At 68.4% G+C, this 14,956-nt stretch carries 11 protein-coding genes and 1 other RNA gene; 2 read left to right on the forward strand and 10 right to left on the reverse strand.

Translation table 11 applies throughout. The annotated features are described in order from the left end of the window. Nucleotide 1: 1 nt before the first annotated feature. A complete protein-coding gene (locus R8G01_21495) occupies nucleotides 2-889 on the reverse strand; it encodes a universal stress protein (protein MDW3216582.1) in 888 nt (295 codons plus the stop codon). Nucleotides 890-1,131: 242 nt separating this feature from the next. Here R8G01_21495 and R8G01_21500 point away from each other — a divergent pair, with 242 nt between their 5' ends. After that, nucleotides 1,132-2,076 (forward strand): universal stress protein, encoded by a 945-nt coding sequence (locus R8G01_21500; GenBank protein MDW3216583.1) that lies wholly within the window; start codon nucleotides 1,132-1,134, stop codon nucleotides 2,074-2,076. Nucleotides 2,077-2,106: 30 nt separating this feature from the next. On the opposite strand, the gene R8G01_21505 is transcribed toward R8G01_21500, so the two are convergent. Together R8G01_21505 and R8G01_21510 are read right to left on the reverse strand one after the other, a co-directional pair. Then, nucleotides 2,107-3,054 (reverse strand): hypothetical protein, encoded by a 948-nt coding sequence (locus R8G01_21505; GenBank protein MDW3216584.1) that lies wholly within the window; start codon nucleotides 3,052-3,054, stop codon nucleotides 2,107-2,109. 136 nt (nucleotides 3,055-3,190) lie between these two features. Next, a complete protein-coding gene (locus R8G01_21510; protein ID MDW3216585.1) occupies nucleotides 3,191-3,394 on the reverse strand; it encodes a DUF1918 domain-containing protein in 204 nt (67 codons plus the stop codon). A 455-nt stretch (nucleotides 3,395-3,849) separates the two neighbouring features. On the opposite strand from R8G01_21510, the gene R8G01_21515 reads away from it, so the two are divergent. Next, nucleotides 3,850-6,063: a hypothetical protein gene (locus tag R8G01_21515; GenBank protein ID MDW3216586.1), complete on the forward strand. Its 2,214-nt coding sequence runs from the start codon at nucleotides 3,850-3,852 to the stop codon at nucleotides 6,061-6,063. 147 nt (nucleotides 6,064-6,210) lie between these two features. Here R8G01_21515 and ssrA read toward each other — a convergent pair. From ssrA to R8G01_21550, 7 genes are all read right to left on the reverse strand, one after another. Next, nucleotides 6,211-6,610, reverse strand: a transfer-messenger RNA (tmRNA) gene (gene ssrA / locus R8G01_21520). Between the two features lie 96 nt (nucleotides 6,611-6,706). Then, a complete protein-coding gene (locus R8G01_21525; GenBank protein MDW3216587.1) occupies nucleotides 6,707-8,011 on the reverse strand; it encodes a dihydrolipoamide acetyltransferase family protein in 1,305 nt (434 codons plus the stop codon). Then, nucleotides 8,008-9,012, reverse strand: a complete 1,005-nt coding sequence (locus R8G01_21530; GenBank protein ID MDW3216588.1) for an alpha-ketoacid dehydrogenase subunit beta — start codon at nucleotides 9,010-9,012, stop codon at nucleotides 8,008-8,010. Before R8G01_21530 ends, R8G01_21525 begins: the two co-directional genes overlap by 4 nt. 49 nt (nucleotides 9,013-9,061) lie before the next feature. Beyond that, a complete protein-coding gene (locus R8G01_21535; GenBank protein MDW3216589.1) occupies nucleotides 9,062-10,297 on the reverse strand; it encodes a thiamine pyrophosphate-dependent dehydrogenase E1 component subunit alpha in 1,236 nt (411 codons plus the stop codon). Between the two features lie 107 nt (nucleotides 10,298-10,404). Next, nucleotides 10,405-11,691, reverse strand: coding sequence for a glycosyltransferase (locus R8G01_21540; protein MDW3216590.1), 1,287 nt, complete (start codon nucleotides 11,689-11,691; stop codon nucleotides 10,405-10,407). Beyond that, nucleotides 11,688-13,907 (reverse strand): glycoside hydrolase family 92 protein, encoded by a 2,220-nt coding sequence (locus R8G01_21545; GenBank protein MDW3216591.1) that lies wholly within the window; start codon nucleotides 13,905-13,907, stop codon nucleotides 11,688-11,690. Before R8G01_21545 ends, R8G01_21540 begins: the two co-directional genes overlap by 4 nt. A gap of 186 nt (nucleotides 13,908-14,093) precedes the next feature. Next, nucleotides 14,094-14,873, reverse strand: coding sequence for a hypothetical protein (locus R8G01_21550; GenBank protein ID MDW3216592.1), 780 nt, complete (start codon nucleotides 14,871-14,873; stop codon nucleotides 14,094-14,096). Nucleotides 14,874-14,956 lie beyond the last annotated feature (83 nt).

A 14,956-nucleotide genomic window follows, 5' to 3' on the forward strand; every position in this document is an offset into this window, starting at 1 on the left:
GTCATCGTTCGAGCTGAACGGGAACGACCGCGATCGGACAGCGGGCGTGGGCGAGCGCGTATCGCAGCGGCTGGGTGGCGTGGCGGGTGCCGGTGACCGGGGTGCGGTGCTGGCCGATGACGAGCAGCGACGCGTTCGTGCCGGCTTCGGTGAGGCGCGTCGCCGGCCGGCCGGGAACTGCGGTCGTCGCGATGTCGAGGGGCGTCTCGGTCGCCGCCTGGGCGGCGAGCGCGAGCTGCGCCAGGTCTTCCTGGGTCCACACGTGGCGCTGCGCCGGATCGATGTAGAACGACACGACGTCGAGAAAGCCGTCGACCTGGAAGATCGGGCTCTCACCCGTCGCTCGGATCAGCCCGAGTCCGACGTCGTGGGCTGCGGCGAACTTCGCGCCCCACCGCACCGCCTCGTCGGTGGCATCCCCGTGGCCGACGCCGACGATGACGGGGTCGCCGTCGCCGGGCGCGTGCTGCCACCGGTGCGGGATGACGAGCAGCGGGCACGGCAGCTCCTTCATCAGCTGCCGCGTGGTCGTCCCGATGGTCTTCGGGAGGAGCCGGGCAGGAACATGCGCTCCGACTGCGATCGCGTCGACGTCGCGCCGGCGCGCCTCCGCGACGATCGCGTCGGCTGCCCAACCCTCGTCGGCCACTGCCGTCACGGTGCCGACCAGGTCACGCACCGGTGCCAGCCAGACCGATTCGAGTTCGTGCTGCAACCGGTGCACGTAGGCGACACTGTCACCCAGCACTGCGTCGATGGCCAGCTCGGTGACCGGCGAGACGGCGGTCACCGCGTGGATCGTCCCGTCGGGGCCTACCGCTCGGGCAGCCCACTCGAGCGCGCGCTCGGCCGACGCACTGCCGTCGACACCGACCACGATCGATCTCATCGCTCCCTCATCTTCCTGTCAACTCCATGGTCGAACACGAGACCGGGATGACGGCAGGGTCGAACGTCACGACCGATGGTCGGTGCCCGGCACCAGCCGGCCGTTCGGTCGTTCCGAGAGTACCTGCGTGGCCGCCCGCTCCTCGACGGGCCGAACCACCGGTCTCAGGGTCATCTCGTCAGACCTCGGGAAAGGGTCGTTCGTCGCTACCGCCGCGTCCTCCTCCTGCGTACGTTCGGAGTATGAGCGCGACCAGTTCCGCTGTTGCGGCAGCCCCGCGTGGTCGGCTGTTCCACAACGTGCTGTTCTCCCCGCTCGCTCGCCGAGGGAATGCCGCGGCATTGCGGCGCGTCTGCGGTCTCGCCGGCGTCGATGGTGGCACGGTCACCGTCGTGGGCGTGATCGACGAACCCACCCGTCTCCAGCGCCTGCTCCACGGTTCCGGCCACGTCGAACGTGTGCTCGCGGCCGAGCACCGCGCGATGCAGCAACGTCTCGATCGGTGCACACGCCCAGTCGAGGGCTGCGACGTCACGACGATCATCGACATGGGATCGCCCGCGTTGAGGCTGCTCAAGCGCACGATCGCGGCGCAACACGACCTGCTCGTGATCACCAGTGACGAAGACGAGGAGGATCAGGCCACGATCAAGCGCCTGATGCGGAAGAGCCCGTGCCCGGTCTGGCTCGTGCGACCCAGCAGGGCCCGTGCCGTTCGGGTGTTGGCCGCGATCGACCCCGAACCCGACGAACTCGGCCTGAACCAATCGATTCTCGACATCGCCGCTGCGATCGCCGGTCCGGAGAACGGCGAGCTGCACGTCGCGAACGCCTGGGAGTTGTTCGGTGAGGCGACCATGCAGTCGTCGGCCTTCCTCGAGATCGATCCCGAGACGCTCGACGAACAACGTCGGGAGGTACGGGTCGCTCACGAGGCAGCGGTCGCCGAACTCGTCGCCGACCGACTCGGCGAGGGTGTCGAGGTGCACGTCGAGGCCGGGACGGCGACACATGTCATCCCGGGCCTCGTCGACCGTGAGCACATCAACGTCGTCGTGATGGGCACCGTCGGCCGATCAGGCGTGTCGGGTTTGGTGATGGGCAACACGGCAGAGCAGGTCATCGACCGGTTGACGTGCTCGATGGTGACCGTCAAGCCACCGGGATTCGTCTCACCGCTCGAGTGACGAGCCGGGTTCGGTACCAGGTGAGCGCGGTCACCCCGGCGCCCACACGATCAGCGCTGCGATGCACACGACGTAGACCGTGGCGAGCTGGAGAGCTGTCTGTGTGCTCGTCCGCTGACGACGCCAGACGTAGGTTGCCAGGGCGACGCCCGCGGCCACGATGAGCACGCTCGTCACCGCATCACCCGACACCTCGGTCGACCGGAACAGCGGTCCGATGCCGATCGACAGGCTCGCGTCGACGAGCGACGATCCGAAGATGTCGCCGAAGGCGAGCGCGGTCGCACCCCGTCGGATCGCCGTCCAGTCGACGACCAGCTCCGGCAGCGATGTCCCGAGCGCCAGCACGACGGTGGACGCGACGAGTTCGGGAACGCCGATCGCGTCGGTCAGCTCGACGAACGATCGGACGACGAGCGTGGCGGCTGCGCCGACCACGGCCAGCCAGCCCATCAGCATCGCCACCGCACGCCCGAGGCCGAGCCGCGGGCCGTCCGGCACGACCTTGGTCTCGCGTTGCCAGCGGCCCAGGATCAACACGGAGCTCACCCAGAACGACACGAGCAGCAGGCCGTCGAACCGGCCCAGCTCCCCGTCGCTGACGGCCCAGGCGATCCCGAGACACGCGACCACCGTGAGGGCCCCGATGGCGACCGCCAATTCGGTCCCGGTGTCCTGGGAGACATTGCCCATCTTGGCGGCAGCGACGACGAGGATCGCCAGGATCAGTGTGATCTGGGTGAGGGCCGACCCCGTCGCGTCGCCGACGATCAGGTCGCCGTGCCCGGTGAGCGACGCCGAAATCGAGTTCGCGATCTCGGGCAGGTCGGTGCCGATCGCGACGAGCGTGGCTCCGATCAGACCTTTGGACCAGCCCATCTCGTCGGCGACCGCGAGCGCGCCGGTCACCGCGCGTCGGCTGCCGTACGAGGCACCGACGACGCCGACAACGAGCGCGACCACCCACAGGGCCAACACGGTGATCGTCCGTCGTCCTCAGGTCGTCACGGGGCGAGGGCCGGCGCGCTGGATGGTTCGGTCGGGGCCGACCGGGACGCCGGATCGCTGACGACGCTGGATGGCACGCATGACGTGGTTCCTTTCGTGAGCCGGGTCATTCGTCGTGATGACCGAGGTGTCGGACGAACGCGTCCGAACCGGGGAAGAACAGTGATTCGTGGCCGTCCTCGGACCAGCGGACCACGAACGGTGGGCCACCGTCGGGTCCTCGCACTTCGAGGACCTCGGCATCGCGTTCGGGTTCCCCCACACGATGGCCGTGGACGACCAGTTGGTCTCCGACCTGTGCGGTGATCACGGCGACTCCTTCCGATGGTCGATCGGTTGCACTTCGATCATCCCGCCTCGTGGAATCGGTCCGTAGAGGCGATCGACCCGTTTCGTGGGCGTTTCCGTGCGGTCGACCCGAGGAGTCGGTGCCGTGGGGACCCAGCCCGCAGCACTGACCAGGTACGTCGCGGCGGACCCGGATCGGATCACGTCGGATCGCTGGATGCCTCGTCGGCCTTCCGCTGGCCCTGGCACATCGTGGTCGGTATCTCGCCTGGCCGGAGCGGGGCGGCCGGTTCGGATGTTCTGTGCGCGCGATGATGGCGCATGTCGTCTGCTCATGCGAAGGTCGGTTTGGCGGGTCGTCGCGGGAGTCGAAAACGTTCGAGGTCGTTGCGGGTGGGGGTCGTTGCGTGCGTTGCGGCGGGTTCGGCTGTGGTGCTGTCGCCGCCCGGCGCGGCCGGGGGTACGTCGGGTCCTGTTGTGGCTGCGACCGAGGAGGCGGATGGTGTGTACTTCGACCAGGTCGGTCAGAACATTCCCGCCGATGCGGCGGCGATGTCTGCCGACGGGAATCGCCTGGCCGTCGAGACGTCGCGTGCCGACCCGGGCGGCCAGGTTCCCGTCGTGCGCGTGTTCGGTTGGGAGGGAGCGGAGTGGCTGCAGCTCGGCGCCGACATCGACGGGGCGCACGTGAAGGCGCTGTCGGGCGACGGGGATCGGTTGGTCGTCGGCGTCCCGGTCGAAGCCGGCGGTCGGATCCGCGTTCTCGAATGGGATGGCTCGGGATGGGCGCAGCTCGGCGCCGACATCGACGGCGAGCACGAGTTCGGCCGGTCGGCGGAGATCTCGTCCGCCGGGGATCGCGTGGCGATCGGTGTCACCGGTGGTCCGTCCTCGAGTGCCGGACATGTACGAGTGTTCGACTGGGACGGCGTCGCGTGGAATCAGGCGGGCGCCGACATCGATGGGGCCACCCCAGCGGCTGACTTCGGTTGGTTGGTGGCGATGTCCGCCGCGGGCGATCGAATTGCGATCAGCGAACGCCGGGACGAGGGCTTGGTGCGCGTCGTCGAATGGGACGGTGCCGGATGGGCACAGGTGGGGAGCGACATCGAGGCGGCCGGCGATGACCTGGCCCTGTCGGGATCAGGCGACCGCGTGGCGGTCGGCATGCGCGGCGAGTACGGCGCCGGGCCCTGGGGTCGAGTGCGGGTGTTCGATCTCGTCGGCGATGTCTGGAGCGTGGTCGACGACAGCGGCGAGAACTGCTGCCAGGGAAGACCGGCCCAGTCGGTCGCCCTCTCCGCCGACGGGCATCGCCTCATCTACGCGGGGAACCGACAGAACTGGCCGATCGACAGTTCTCCCGGCGAGTCGGTGGTGCGCGACGAAGGCCCGACGGGTTGGACGGACGTCGGTGTGGTGCGTGGGGAGTTCTTCGAGAGTCACGACGATTGGGTGGGGCTCTCCGCTGATGGGAGCCGCTTGGCGATCGGCGGTTCCGGGTACATCCGAGTGCTCGACATCTCGTCGACGCCGCCTCCGCCGCTGGCTGGTCCGGTGCCGGTGGCGCCCGCGCGGTTGTTGGACTCGCGCGTCGGCGAGGCGACGGTGGACGGGTTGTCGGCCGGCATCGGGGTGCGACCGGCCGGTTCCGTCACCGAGGTGTCGGTCGCGGGCCGCGGCGGTGTCCCCGCCGATGCGTTGTCGGTGATGTTGAACGTGGCGGTGGTGTCGCCCGAAGCTCCCGGCTTCCTCACCGTGTATCCATGCGGTTCTCAAACGCCGTTGGCGTCGAGTCTGAACCACGCCGCCGGTGAGGTGATCGCGAACTCGGTGTTCACCGGGTTCGGCGCTGACGGCAAGGTGTGCATCTACAGCTTGGTGGCAACGGACCTGATCGTTGATGTCACCGGCTATACACCGCGGGGTACCGGGCTCCAGACGACGTTCCCGAAGCGCCTGATGGATTCGCGCACGGGTGAGATCACCACGGGTTACGAGGTCTGGGACGAAGTGAACCGAGTCACGGCCGGCACCACCGTCAGTCTGTGGGCGCTGGGCCCGTTCCCGGTGCCGTTCGAGGCGTCGGCGCTGATGTTGAACGTGACCGCGGTGGATCCCGAGTCGGCCGGCCATCTGACGGTGCATTCATGTGACAGCCCACGTCCGCTGGCGTCGAGTCTGAACTATGCGGCAGGGCAGGTGATCGCCAAGCAGGTGTTCACGTTCATCGGTGCCCGCAACAGGATCTGCATCTACACCCACGCGACCACCGACATCGTCGTCGACGTCACCGGATACACGTCGAACGTGTCGGGCCTGTCGTCGCTGGATGCGACACGACTGCTGGACACCCGGGTCGGCGAACTCACCGTGGACGGGGTATCGGCCGGAATCGGTCGCCGCCCCGCGATGTCGGTCACCCGGATACCGGTGGCCGGTCGGGGTGGCGTGCCGGCCGACGCCACCGCCGTGATGTTGGACGTCATCGCGGTGTTGCCCGACGAGCCCGGCTACCTGACGGTGTACCCGTGCGGCACGGCGGTCCCGTTGGCGTCGAACGTGAACCATGGCAATGGGCAGGTGATCTCGAACTCGGTCTTCACCGGGATCGGCAGCGACGGCACGGTGTGCATCTACAGCCACGCAGCCGTCGATCTCGTCGCCGACGTCACCGGCTACACCGAGTAACGCCCGCGGTCGGTCCGCATTCTGTGTCCACAAGCGGCGGGCTCACGACCCCCCCCCCCCCCCGAAGACAACACGCCGTACTCCCGGTAACCGCAACACCCGAACCCCATGAGGGTTCGGGTGTCCGAGATGTCTCGCGACATCACATCGTGGAGCTGGGGGGAATCGAACCCCCGTCCAACAGCCTGAGAACGGACCCGATACGACCATTCCCGACTTCACACCTACGCAGGTGTACCGGCGGGTCGGCTACTCATCCGTCACCGAAGATCAGGGTGAGTCACGAATCGTCTTTCCGAATCGTCAGCGGTCTTTCTCGCCGTCAGCAGTCTTTCCTGCCGTCATCCCTCACTTCTGTTGCCGGGCTGTGATGGATTGGCCCCGTGCGGCATTGCTGCTCACGATGACTCTCCTTCCATCTGAAATGAATCAGGCGGCGAGAGCGAACTGCTCATCGGCAATTCTTTTGGTTGCCCCGTTTAGCGAGTCTGAGCAACTCGGGTCGCAAACCCGCCCAACAGTTCTGATGTCGAAACCAGTCAGCCCCGAGATCGTTCCTGAGAACGGTATGTAGATCCCCAGTCTACGGCCGTGCCCGGCCTTCCGGCGATCGGGTTCGGGCCCGCCGGCTCGATCGACCGGATCAGTCGTCGACGAACAGCAGCGCCGGTGTTTCCAGGAGCGTCTTGATCCGCTGGACGAACGTCGCAGCATCCCACCCGTCGACCATGCGGTGATCGAAGCTCGACGACAGGTTGAGCACCTGCCGGGGCTCGAACCGGTCGCCGTGCCACACCGGGCGGGTCTCGATCTTGTTGACGCCGACGATCGCGACCTCGGGGGCGTTGAGGATCGGTGTCGTGGTGACCCCGCCGATCGCACCGAGCGACGTGATCGTGATCGTCGAACCCGACAGTTCGTCACGGGTGGCTGATCCGTCGCGGGCGGCTTCGGTGACCCTGGCGATCTCGGCGGCGAGGTCGCGGAGGCGTCGCGCCTCGGCGTGGCGCACGACCGGCACCAGCAACCCGCCGTCGGTCTGCGTGGCGATGCCGATGTGCACCCCGTCGAACCGGGTGAGCACCTGTTCGGCGTGGTCGTAGTGCGCATTGATCGTCGGCTGCTCCGAGCAGGCGATCGCGAGCGCGACGGCGAGGAACGGCAGCATCGTGAGGCGGTCGGCAGCGTGCTGCTCTCCCTGCCGGTTGAGCTCGGCCCGCAACCGTTCGAGCTCGGTCACGTCGACCGACTCCACGTACGTGATGTGGGGGATCTCCGTCCACGCCGCAGTCAGTCGTTCGGCGATCCGGCGACGGATACCGCGCACCGGTTCGGGATGCCTGTCGTCGGCGCTGCCGGTGCCGCCGGCCAGGGGGCGGGCACCCGACCCACCGGCGATCATCCGGTCGAGGTCGGCGTGCACGACACGTCCGTCCGGGCCGGTCCCGGGCACCGAACCGAGGTCGACCCCGAGCCCGCGCGCACGACGCCGAACGGCGGGTGCGGCTGATGCGCGAGCGCCGGCGGGATGGCCGGACGGCGCCGGCGGGGGAGCGGGCAACTCGGTCGCCGACTCCGAATCGCCCTCGGGCGCGTCCGCAGGAGGAACCGGCGGGTCGAGCGGTGTGCCGGCATCGGATGTGTCGCCGCCGGCATCGACGTCCGGTTCGGCCGGCTCGACCTCGGGGTCGGGTGGTGCCGTCGGCGAGTCGCCGGTGTCGATCTCGATCAGGTCACTGCCGACGGCGAGGGTGTCGCCCGGCTCGCCGTGCAGCGCGGTCACGACGCCCGACACCGGACACGAGACCTCGACCGTCGCCTTGTCGGTCAACACCTCGACCAGCGCCGAGTCGGGCGTGACCTCGTCGCCAACGGCCACCAACCATTCGATCAGTTCGGCTTCGGCCACGCCCTCGCCGACGTCGGGCAGTCGCATCGTGTAGGTCATGCGTCCAGCACCTCCCGCATCGCCCGTCCCACCCGTTCGGGGCCGGGAAAGTACGACCACTCCAGCGCATGCGGGTACGGCGTGTCCCAACCGCCCACCCTGGCGATCGGCGCCTCCAGGTCGTAGAAGCAGCGTTCCTGCACGGTGGCCGCGAGTTCGGCGCCGAACCCGGAGGTCGTCGTCGCCTCGTGCACGACGACGCATCGGCCGGTCTTCGTCACCGACTCGACGATCGTGTCGACGTCGAGCGGTACCAGCGTGCGCAGGTCGATGATCTCGGCATCGATCTCCTGCTCGGCCGCGGCCGCCTCGGCCACGTGGACGAGCGTGCCGTAGGTCAGCACCGTGAGGTCGCCGCCGGCCCGGTGGATCCGTGCCTTGCCGAGCTCGACCCGGTAGTGGCCCTCCGGGACGTCGCCGAGCGGATGCTGCGACCACGGCACGATCGCCCGATCGTGGTGTCCGTCGAACGGGCCGTTGTACACGCGTTTCGGCTCGAGGAACACGACCGGGTCCTCGTCTTCGATCGCGGCGATCAACAACCCCTTCGCGTCGTACGGGTTGGACACGACCACGGTCGTCAGGCCGGCCACGTGCGTGAACAGGGCCTCAGGGCTCTGCGAGTGCGTCTGGCCGCCGTAGATGCCGCCGCCGGTCGGCATCCGCACGACGATCGGCGCGGTGAAATCACCGGCGGAGCGGTGTCGGAGCCGAGCGGCCTCCGACACGATCTGGTCGTAGGCCGGATACATGTAGTCCGCGAACTGGATCTCCACGCACGGCCGCAGCCCGTAGGCCGCCATCCCGACCGCCGCACCGACGATGCCCGACTCGCTGATCGGTGCGTCGAAACATCGGGTTCGGCCGAATCGTTCCTGCAACCCCTGCGTGCACCGGAACACCCCGCCGAAGTACCCGACGTCCTCGCCGAAGACCACGACCCGATCGTCGCGCTCCATCGCGACCATGTGGGCGTCGCGAATCGCCTCGATCATCGTCATCGACGTCACGGCGACACCGCCGGGTCCGCCGCCGTTGCCACCGGTGCGCTCATCGCTGCGACCTCGCCCGGTCGCGCTGCTCGACCAGATGTCGTGGCAGGTCGCGGAACACGTCGTCGAACATCGTGTCGGGGTCGGGCACGTCGCCGCTCTTCAACGAACCATTGGCGAGGGCTTCGGCGAATGCTGCGTCGACCTGGCCGGTGACCTCGGCGAGCAGGTCACCATCGCGGTCGTCGTCCCATTCACCCGACGCCACCAGGTGCCGGCGCAGGCGATCGATCGGGTCGCCGAGCGGGAACGATTCGGCCTCGTGGTCGGGGCGGTACACCGACGGGTCGTCGGACGTCGAATGCGCTCCCCGGCGCAACGTGATCCACTCCAGCAGCGTCGGCCCGAGGTTGGCCCTCGCCCGTTCCGCCGCCCACTGTGATGCCGCATAGGCCGCGAGATAGTCGTTGCCGTCGACCCGGATCGCCGGGATGCTGAAGCCGTATCCCCGGTCGGCGAACGTCGCCGACGCGCCGCGGGCGAAGTCTTCCGGGGTCGAGATCGCCCAGTGGTTGTTCACGATGTTGAGGATCACGGGTGCCTGGTAGGTCGAGGCGAACACGAGCGCCGAGTGGAAATCCGACTCGGCCGTCGAACCCTCACCGATCCACGCCGATGCGATCTCGGTGCCGCCTCGCATCGCCGACGCCATCGCCCACCCGACCGCCTGCGGATACTGCGTGGCGAGGTTGCCCGAGATCGAGAAGTACCCGTACTCCTTGGCCGAGTACAACACCGGCAACTGGCGGCCCTTCAACGGATCCTTCGGGTTCGACAGGATCTGGTTCATCATCTCCACGAGCGGGTAGCCCGCCGAGATCAGCAACCCCTGCTGCCGGTAGGTCGGAAAATGCATGTCGCCGGCCCGGAGTGCCCGCTGGTGGGCGCAGGCGATCGCCTCCTCGCCCAACGCCTGCATGTAGAACGAGATCGTGCCCTGCCGGTGGGCTCGCAACATGCGTGCGTCGAACGCCCGCAGCAGCATCATGTCGCGCAGGCCCGCCAGCTTCTGGTCGACCGACAGTTCGGGCACCCACTCGCCGACGGCGGCCCCATCATCGTCGAGCACCCGGACGAGCTGCTTGCGCATCAGCGCCACCCGCTCGACCTTCTCGTCGAGCGCGGGTTTCTTCATCTCGCCGGCCGCGCTCACGAACCTGACCCGGTCGGGCTCCTGATGGCCCCGCGCCGGGTCGGGGATGTTCAGCCGGAGTGCATCGGGCTCGGTTCCCACAGGCCAACCCTGCCACGCCGATCGGCCGCGAGCCAGTGCACCCGTCGCGGTCGGCGTGTCGCCCCGTGAGCGGGACCGCCCTCCGAAGGTGTGTCGGTGTCCTCGGCTCAGGCGGCGATCGCCGGGGCCGACTCGGTGAAGAGCCGGTCGAACACGTTGACCCGGTCGAACTGCATCGCATACGAGCGGGCCGCCAGCTCACGCTGACGCAACTCGGCCGGTGTCATGCCGCCCACCGCCCGGTCGATCGCGTCGGCGATGTCCTGTCGGGAGCCGTGGCGCACCGTCAGCGCGTGCTCGCCGACCGCCTCGGGGATACCACCCGTACGGCAGGTGATCACCGGCCCGCCGCCGGCAAGCATCTTCTCGACGAGTGCGATCCCGAACGTCTCGACGAACTCGGGTCGCGGCTTGCTCGGCAGGGCGAACGCCGAGCTGCCCGCCATCAGTGCGGGCTTCTCCTCGTCGCTGACGTCGTCGAGGAACACGATCTGATGGGCGGCGGGCGACGACGCTGCCTGCTGGCGCAACGCGACGGCCTCGGGGCCGTTGCCCGCGACCACCAACTTCGCGTAGCGACGCGAACGCGATCGAGCGAAGCCGTCGATCAGGTCGTTCACACCCTTCGCCTTCGACAGGCGAGAGAGGAACAACACGTACCGATCGCGCTCCAGGCCCCGTCGGGCGACGGCGTGCCCGATCGCTGCATCGCCCAACCCGACGTACTCCCGGCTGTCGATCGCCGGGTACGAGATCGCGATCTGTCGACGGCAGCGCTCGGCGAAGTCGGTGCCGTGTCGCAGGTCGATCTCGGCGGCTGCGGCGACGATGATGTCGCGGGTGTACTCCGACACGGCGACACACCGGTCGTTCGACAGATAGGTCGCGAACAGGTGCGCTGCGGCACCGAACCGGCCGGAGTCGACGCACGACCGCACCACGTTCGTGATGTCCGAGCCCACGGCCTCAGCGATCGTGGTCAGCTGCATCGGCAGGCCGGTCGCCTCGGCTGCGACGCGCGCGTCGGCGACGATCGACGCATGGGGGGTGAGGTAGAGCGACATGCACACGGTCGGCACCCCGTCGGTGAAGAGCTCGATCAGGCGTCCCGTCATGCCGCCGGTGAATCGGCCGTCGGGCACCTTGTAGTCGCCGACCGCGTCGGGCCGCTCGACCGTGATGCCGTCGCTGTACGGCGACACCGCATCGAGCGGCTTGAGCGGCAACCCCGCGGCTCGCAGCGTGTCGAGCTGCCAGGTGACGATCCGCACGTCGTCGAAGCCTCTCGTCAGCGCCACCTCGGCGAGGTTGCGGGCCTCGCCGGAATGACCGCAGATCACCGGGTCGGCTCGGACCACGATGACGAGGCGTTTCGACGGACGTTCGGGCTTCATGACATGGACCTCCGGGACGGGGGAGCGGTGCTGGTGGACGGGGGACGGGTCGTGGTGGCCCAGGCCGACGGGCTCGGGCCGAGTTCGACGTGCAGCGTCGACGCGGCGCGCAGTTCGTCGCCGGACAGCCACGAGCGGTCGAGATCGACGCCGTCGAGCCGCATCGACCGGACGAACTGTGGCGGGTCGTGCGGGGTGGGCTCGACGAAGCCGGTGGTCTCGATCGTCAGCGGTGCGTCGCCGAGTCGGATCGTCGCCCGCTCGAACGACGGTGCGTTGACGAGCACGAAGTTCTGGCCGGCGACCGGGAACAGGCCGAGCGAGGCCCACACGTACCACGAGCTCAGGCCGCCGGAATCGTCGTTGCCGGGCAGTCCGCCACGACCGACACCGAACTGGTTGTTGACCGCGGCGTGCACGACCTCGGCGGTGCGATCCGGCCGGCCGACGTAGTGATAGGCCCACGGCGCTTCCATGTCGGGCTCGTTGTTGAGGCCTTCGAACCGACCGAGTGCGTACCCAGCCGCCATCTCCTCGGCGCCCGGGTGTTCGCCGGGTTGTTCGACCGGGTCGGCACCGAACCCGAAGAACCGGTCGAGCAGCTCGACGAAGGCCGTCTCGCCGCCGGCCAACTCGATCCGTCGTGCCATGTCGTGCACGAGCCGGAACGAATAGTTCCACTTGCCACCTTCGTAGAACGACGAGTCGACGAGCAGGCCCGTCTCCGGGTCGAACGCGCGCTCCCAACCAGTGGCCAACGCCTCGAACTGGCCGGCCAACGCGTCGTCGTCGAGATGTCGGGCGACGACCGCCGTGCACTGGTAGGCGAACGCGACGTCGAGCGTCTGGCTGATCGGGTGCGTGATGCCGCGCTCGAGGTACTCCTCGCCGTAGGCGCGGCGCAGGTCGCCGTGCATGTTCACCAGCGCCCACTCCCAGTCGATGCCGCCGGCATCGAGGTGGCACAGGTCGGCGAGGAACGTCTGCGCCAGACCGCTCGCCTGGCGGGAGAACCGGTCGGCGCCCTTGGCCATCCGGTAGCCGATCGGCAGATTGCCCTCCTCCTCGCAGACGTGGAGCAGCGCGTTCGCCAGCTCGACCGACCGCTCGGGGAACAGCGCCGTCATCAGCGGGAGCTGTGTGCGGTAGATGTCCCACATCGTGCAGATGTCGAACGCGAACGGCCCCGTCGATGGCCAGAACGGGCTCTCGCCGAACGCGAAGCACGGTTTGATCAGCGAGTGGTAGAGCGCGGTGGCGAACACCGTCGCTCGCTCCGGCGTCGCCGTCGAGATCTGGATCCGATCGAGGTGACCGGACCAGGTCTGGCGGGTGGTGCGCCGCCGCCGGTCGAACGTGTGCGACTCGGTACCGCAATCGGCGCGGAGGTTGGCGTGCGCCTGCTCCACACCGCGCAGCGAGAACCCGAAGCGCATCTCGATCGTCTGACCGGCGACGGACGGGCCCCGCCACAGCATGCCGAACGGTCGGAGCGTCGTCGGCCGGATGTAGTCGAACTCGAGGCGCGTGCTGCCCTGCATCAGCCGGCGGTCGTACCAGAGCATCTGGCGCCACCCCGGCGCGTCGCATTCGACGTGGAACGCCAGCGGCGCTCCTTCGACGACCACCTCGCCGCTCGCCGACGCGGCCGACAGGGCGTGGACCTGTGCCCTGATCGGGACGGTGGTGCCGTGGGGGATCGCCAACCCGCCGAGCGACAGGTCGACGACCAGTCGGGCGTCGTCGTCGTTCGGGAACGTGTAGCGGTGGACGGCCGACTTCGGTCCGACCGTGATCTCGCACCGGACTCCCGAGTCGAGCGTGCAGGCGTAGTACCCGGGTTCGGCGACCTCGTCGGAGAGCGCCCACGCCTCGCCGAGCGAGTCGAGTGGTGCCCGCATCGGCGTGACCCGGAAGTAGTTGTAGTACTTGCGGATCGCTCCGGTGCCCGACTGCTGGAAGTGCGTGAACCCTGACGCCGCCGGCCGGTCGAACATGCGGCCGGGCACGCCTTCGGTGTTGAACTCGAAGCAGCCGTAGCCGGTGGGATAGGCGCCGGAGTAGGCGCTGGCGGACACCATCCCGAACGGGTACGTCGCTCCGGGGTGGGTGTTGCCGACCTGAGGTTTCGGCCACCACCACGTGGCTGCGAGTCCCTCGGGCGGCGGCAGATCGGTGGCGTCGGTCCCGATGAACGGGTCGACGCGGTCGTACATGATCGGACCATACGAACCAACGGCGTCGCCATGGTGCCGACCCGGTTTCGGCTCGGTGAACAGTTCGTGCGTCGGGCGGGGCCCCGCTCGGTCCGTCGACCCGACGCGAAAAAGCCGAGTGGGCCTCTCCGATCGGAGAGGCCCACCCGGGTTGTCAAGTCGGCGGAACCGACTCGAGATGGTGGATCAGGCGTTGACCTTCTCGGGCATGTCCTGGAGGAGACCCTCCGGAACCGTGTCCGGCGCCTTGTACATGTTCCGGCGTGTGTGCCAGAGGAAGGCGACGCCCATGGCCAGCGTGACCACACCGAGCCCGGCGAGCAGGCCGGCGATGCCGAGGGCCAGCATCAGGGCGCTGTGGGTGGCGGCACCCACACCGAGTTCGGCGACCAGTGCGTGGGTCGTACCGCTCCAGGCTCCTTCACGGGCGGGCCCGTCGAGGAGGTCGGTGCGGCTGAAGTCGGTCCAGTAGCGGCCGTTCACCGGCACCTCGTAGACGCCCGGCTCGAGCACCTCACCCTGGTAGGCCTCGACCACACCGGTGTAGGTGCCGTCGGGCTCCAGCGCTCCGGACTCCGTCGCCGCAGCGATCTGGTCGGCGCTCAGGTTGACCATCTGGGTGCCGGTCAGCGTGTGGTGCACGATCGTGGCCATCTGGTACATGTACTCGCTCTGGTTGTTGACGACCGGGTCGTTCGGGTCGAGCCCGCCCTTGCCCATGACGACGGGGAAGTCCCATTCGTCTTCCAGCAACTCCAGGATCGCATCGGCGCCTTCGGTGGTGCCCCGGTCGATCAGCTGACCGTCCTCGTTGTAGGACAACTCGACGTTCTGTGCTGCACTGAATGCCTCCAGTGAGCCGTAGCCGCCCTGGGTCTTGCTGTAGGCGACACCTGCGCCCACGAAGTAACCCATACTGACGACGATCAGGAACGCTCCGAGCAATCCGAGTGGCTTCCTCAACATGACAACCCCTTTCATTTGGTTCTCAAATCAGTTCGTGATCTCGATCACGAACTCTTGGACTCAGTGTGTGTCACGGTCGGGGG

This window comes from Ilumatobacteraceae bacterium (assembly GCA_033344875.1).
Taxonomy (GTDB): domain Bacteria; phylum Actinomycetota; class Acidimicrobiia; order Acidimicrobiales; family Ilumatobacteraceae; genus Ilumatobacter.

Coding starts and splice junctions, on each gene's coding strand:
- R8G01_21500 (MDW3216583.1), top strand. CDS start 1,132: ATGAGCGCGACCAGTTCCGCTGTTGCGGCAGCCCCGCGTGGTCGGCTG.
- R8G01_21525 (MDW3216587.1), bottom strand. CDS start 8,011: ATGACCTACACGATGCGACTGCCCGACGTCGGCGAGGGCGTGGCCGAA.
- R8G01_21540 (MDW3216590.1), bottom strand. CDS start 11,691: ATGAAGCCCGAACGTCCGTCGAAACGCCTCGTCATCGTGGTCCGAGCC.
- R8G01_21530 (MDW3216588.1), bottom strand. CDS start 9,012: ATGACGATGATCGAGGCGATTCGCGACGCCCACATGGTCGCGATGGAG.
- R8G01_21495 (MDW3216582.1), bottom strand. CDS start 889: ATGAGATCGATCGTGGTCGGTGTCGACGGCAGTGCGTCGGCCGAGCGC.
- R8G01_21550 (MDW3216592.1), bottom strand. CDS start 14,873: ATGTTGAGGAAGCCACTCGGATTGCTCGGAGCGTTCCTGATCGTCGTC.
- R8G01_21545 (MDW3216591.1), bottom strand. CDS start 13,907: ATGTACGACCGCGTCGACCCGTTCATCGGGACCGACGCCACCGATCTG.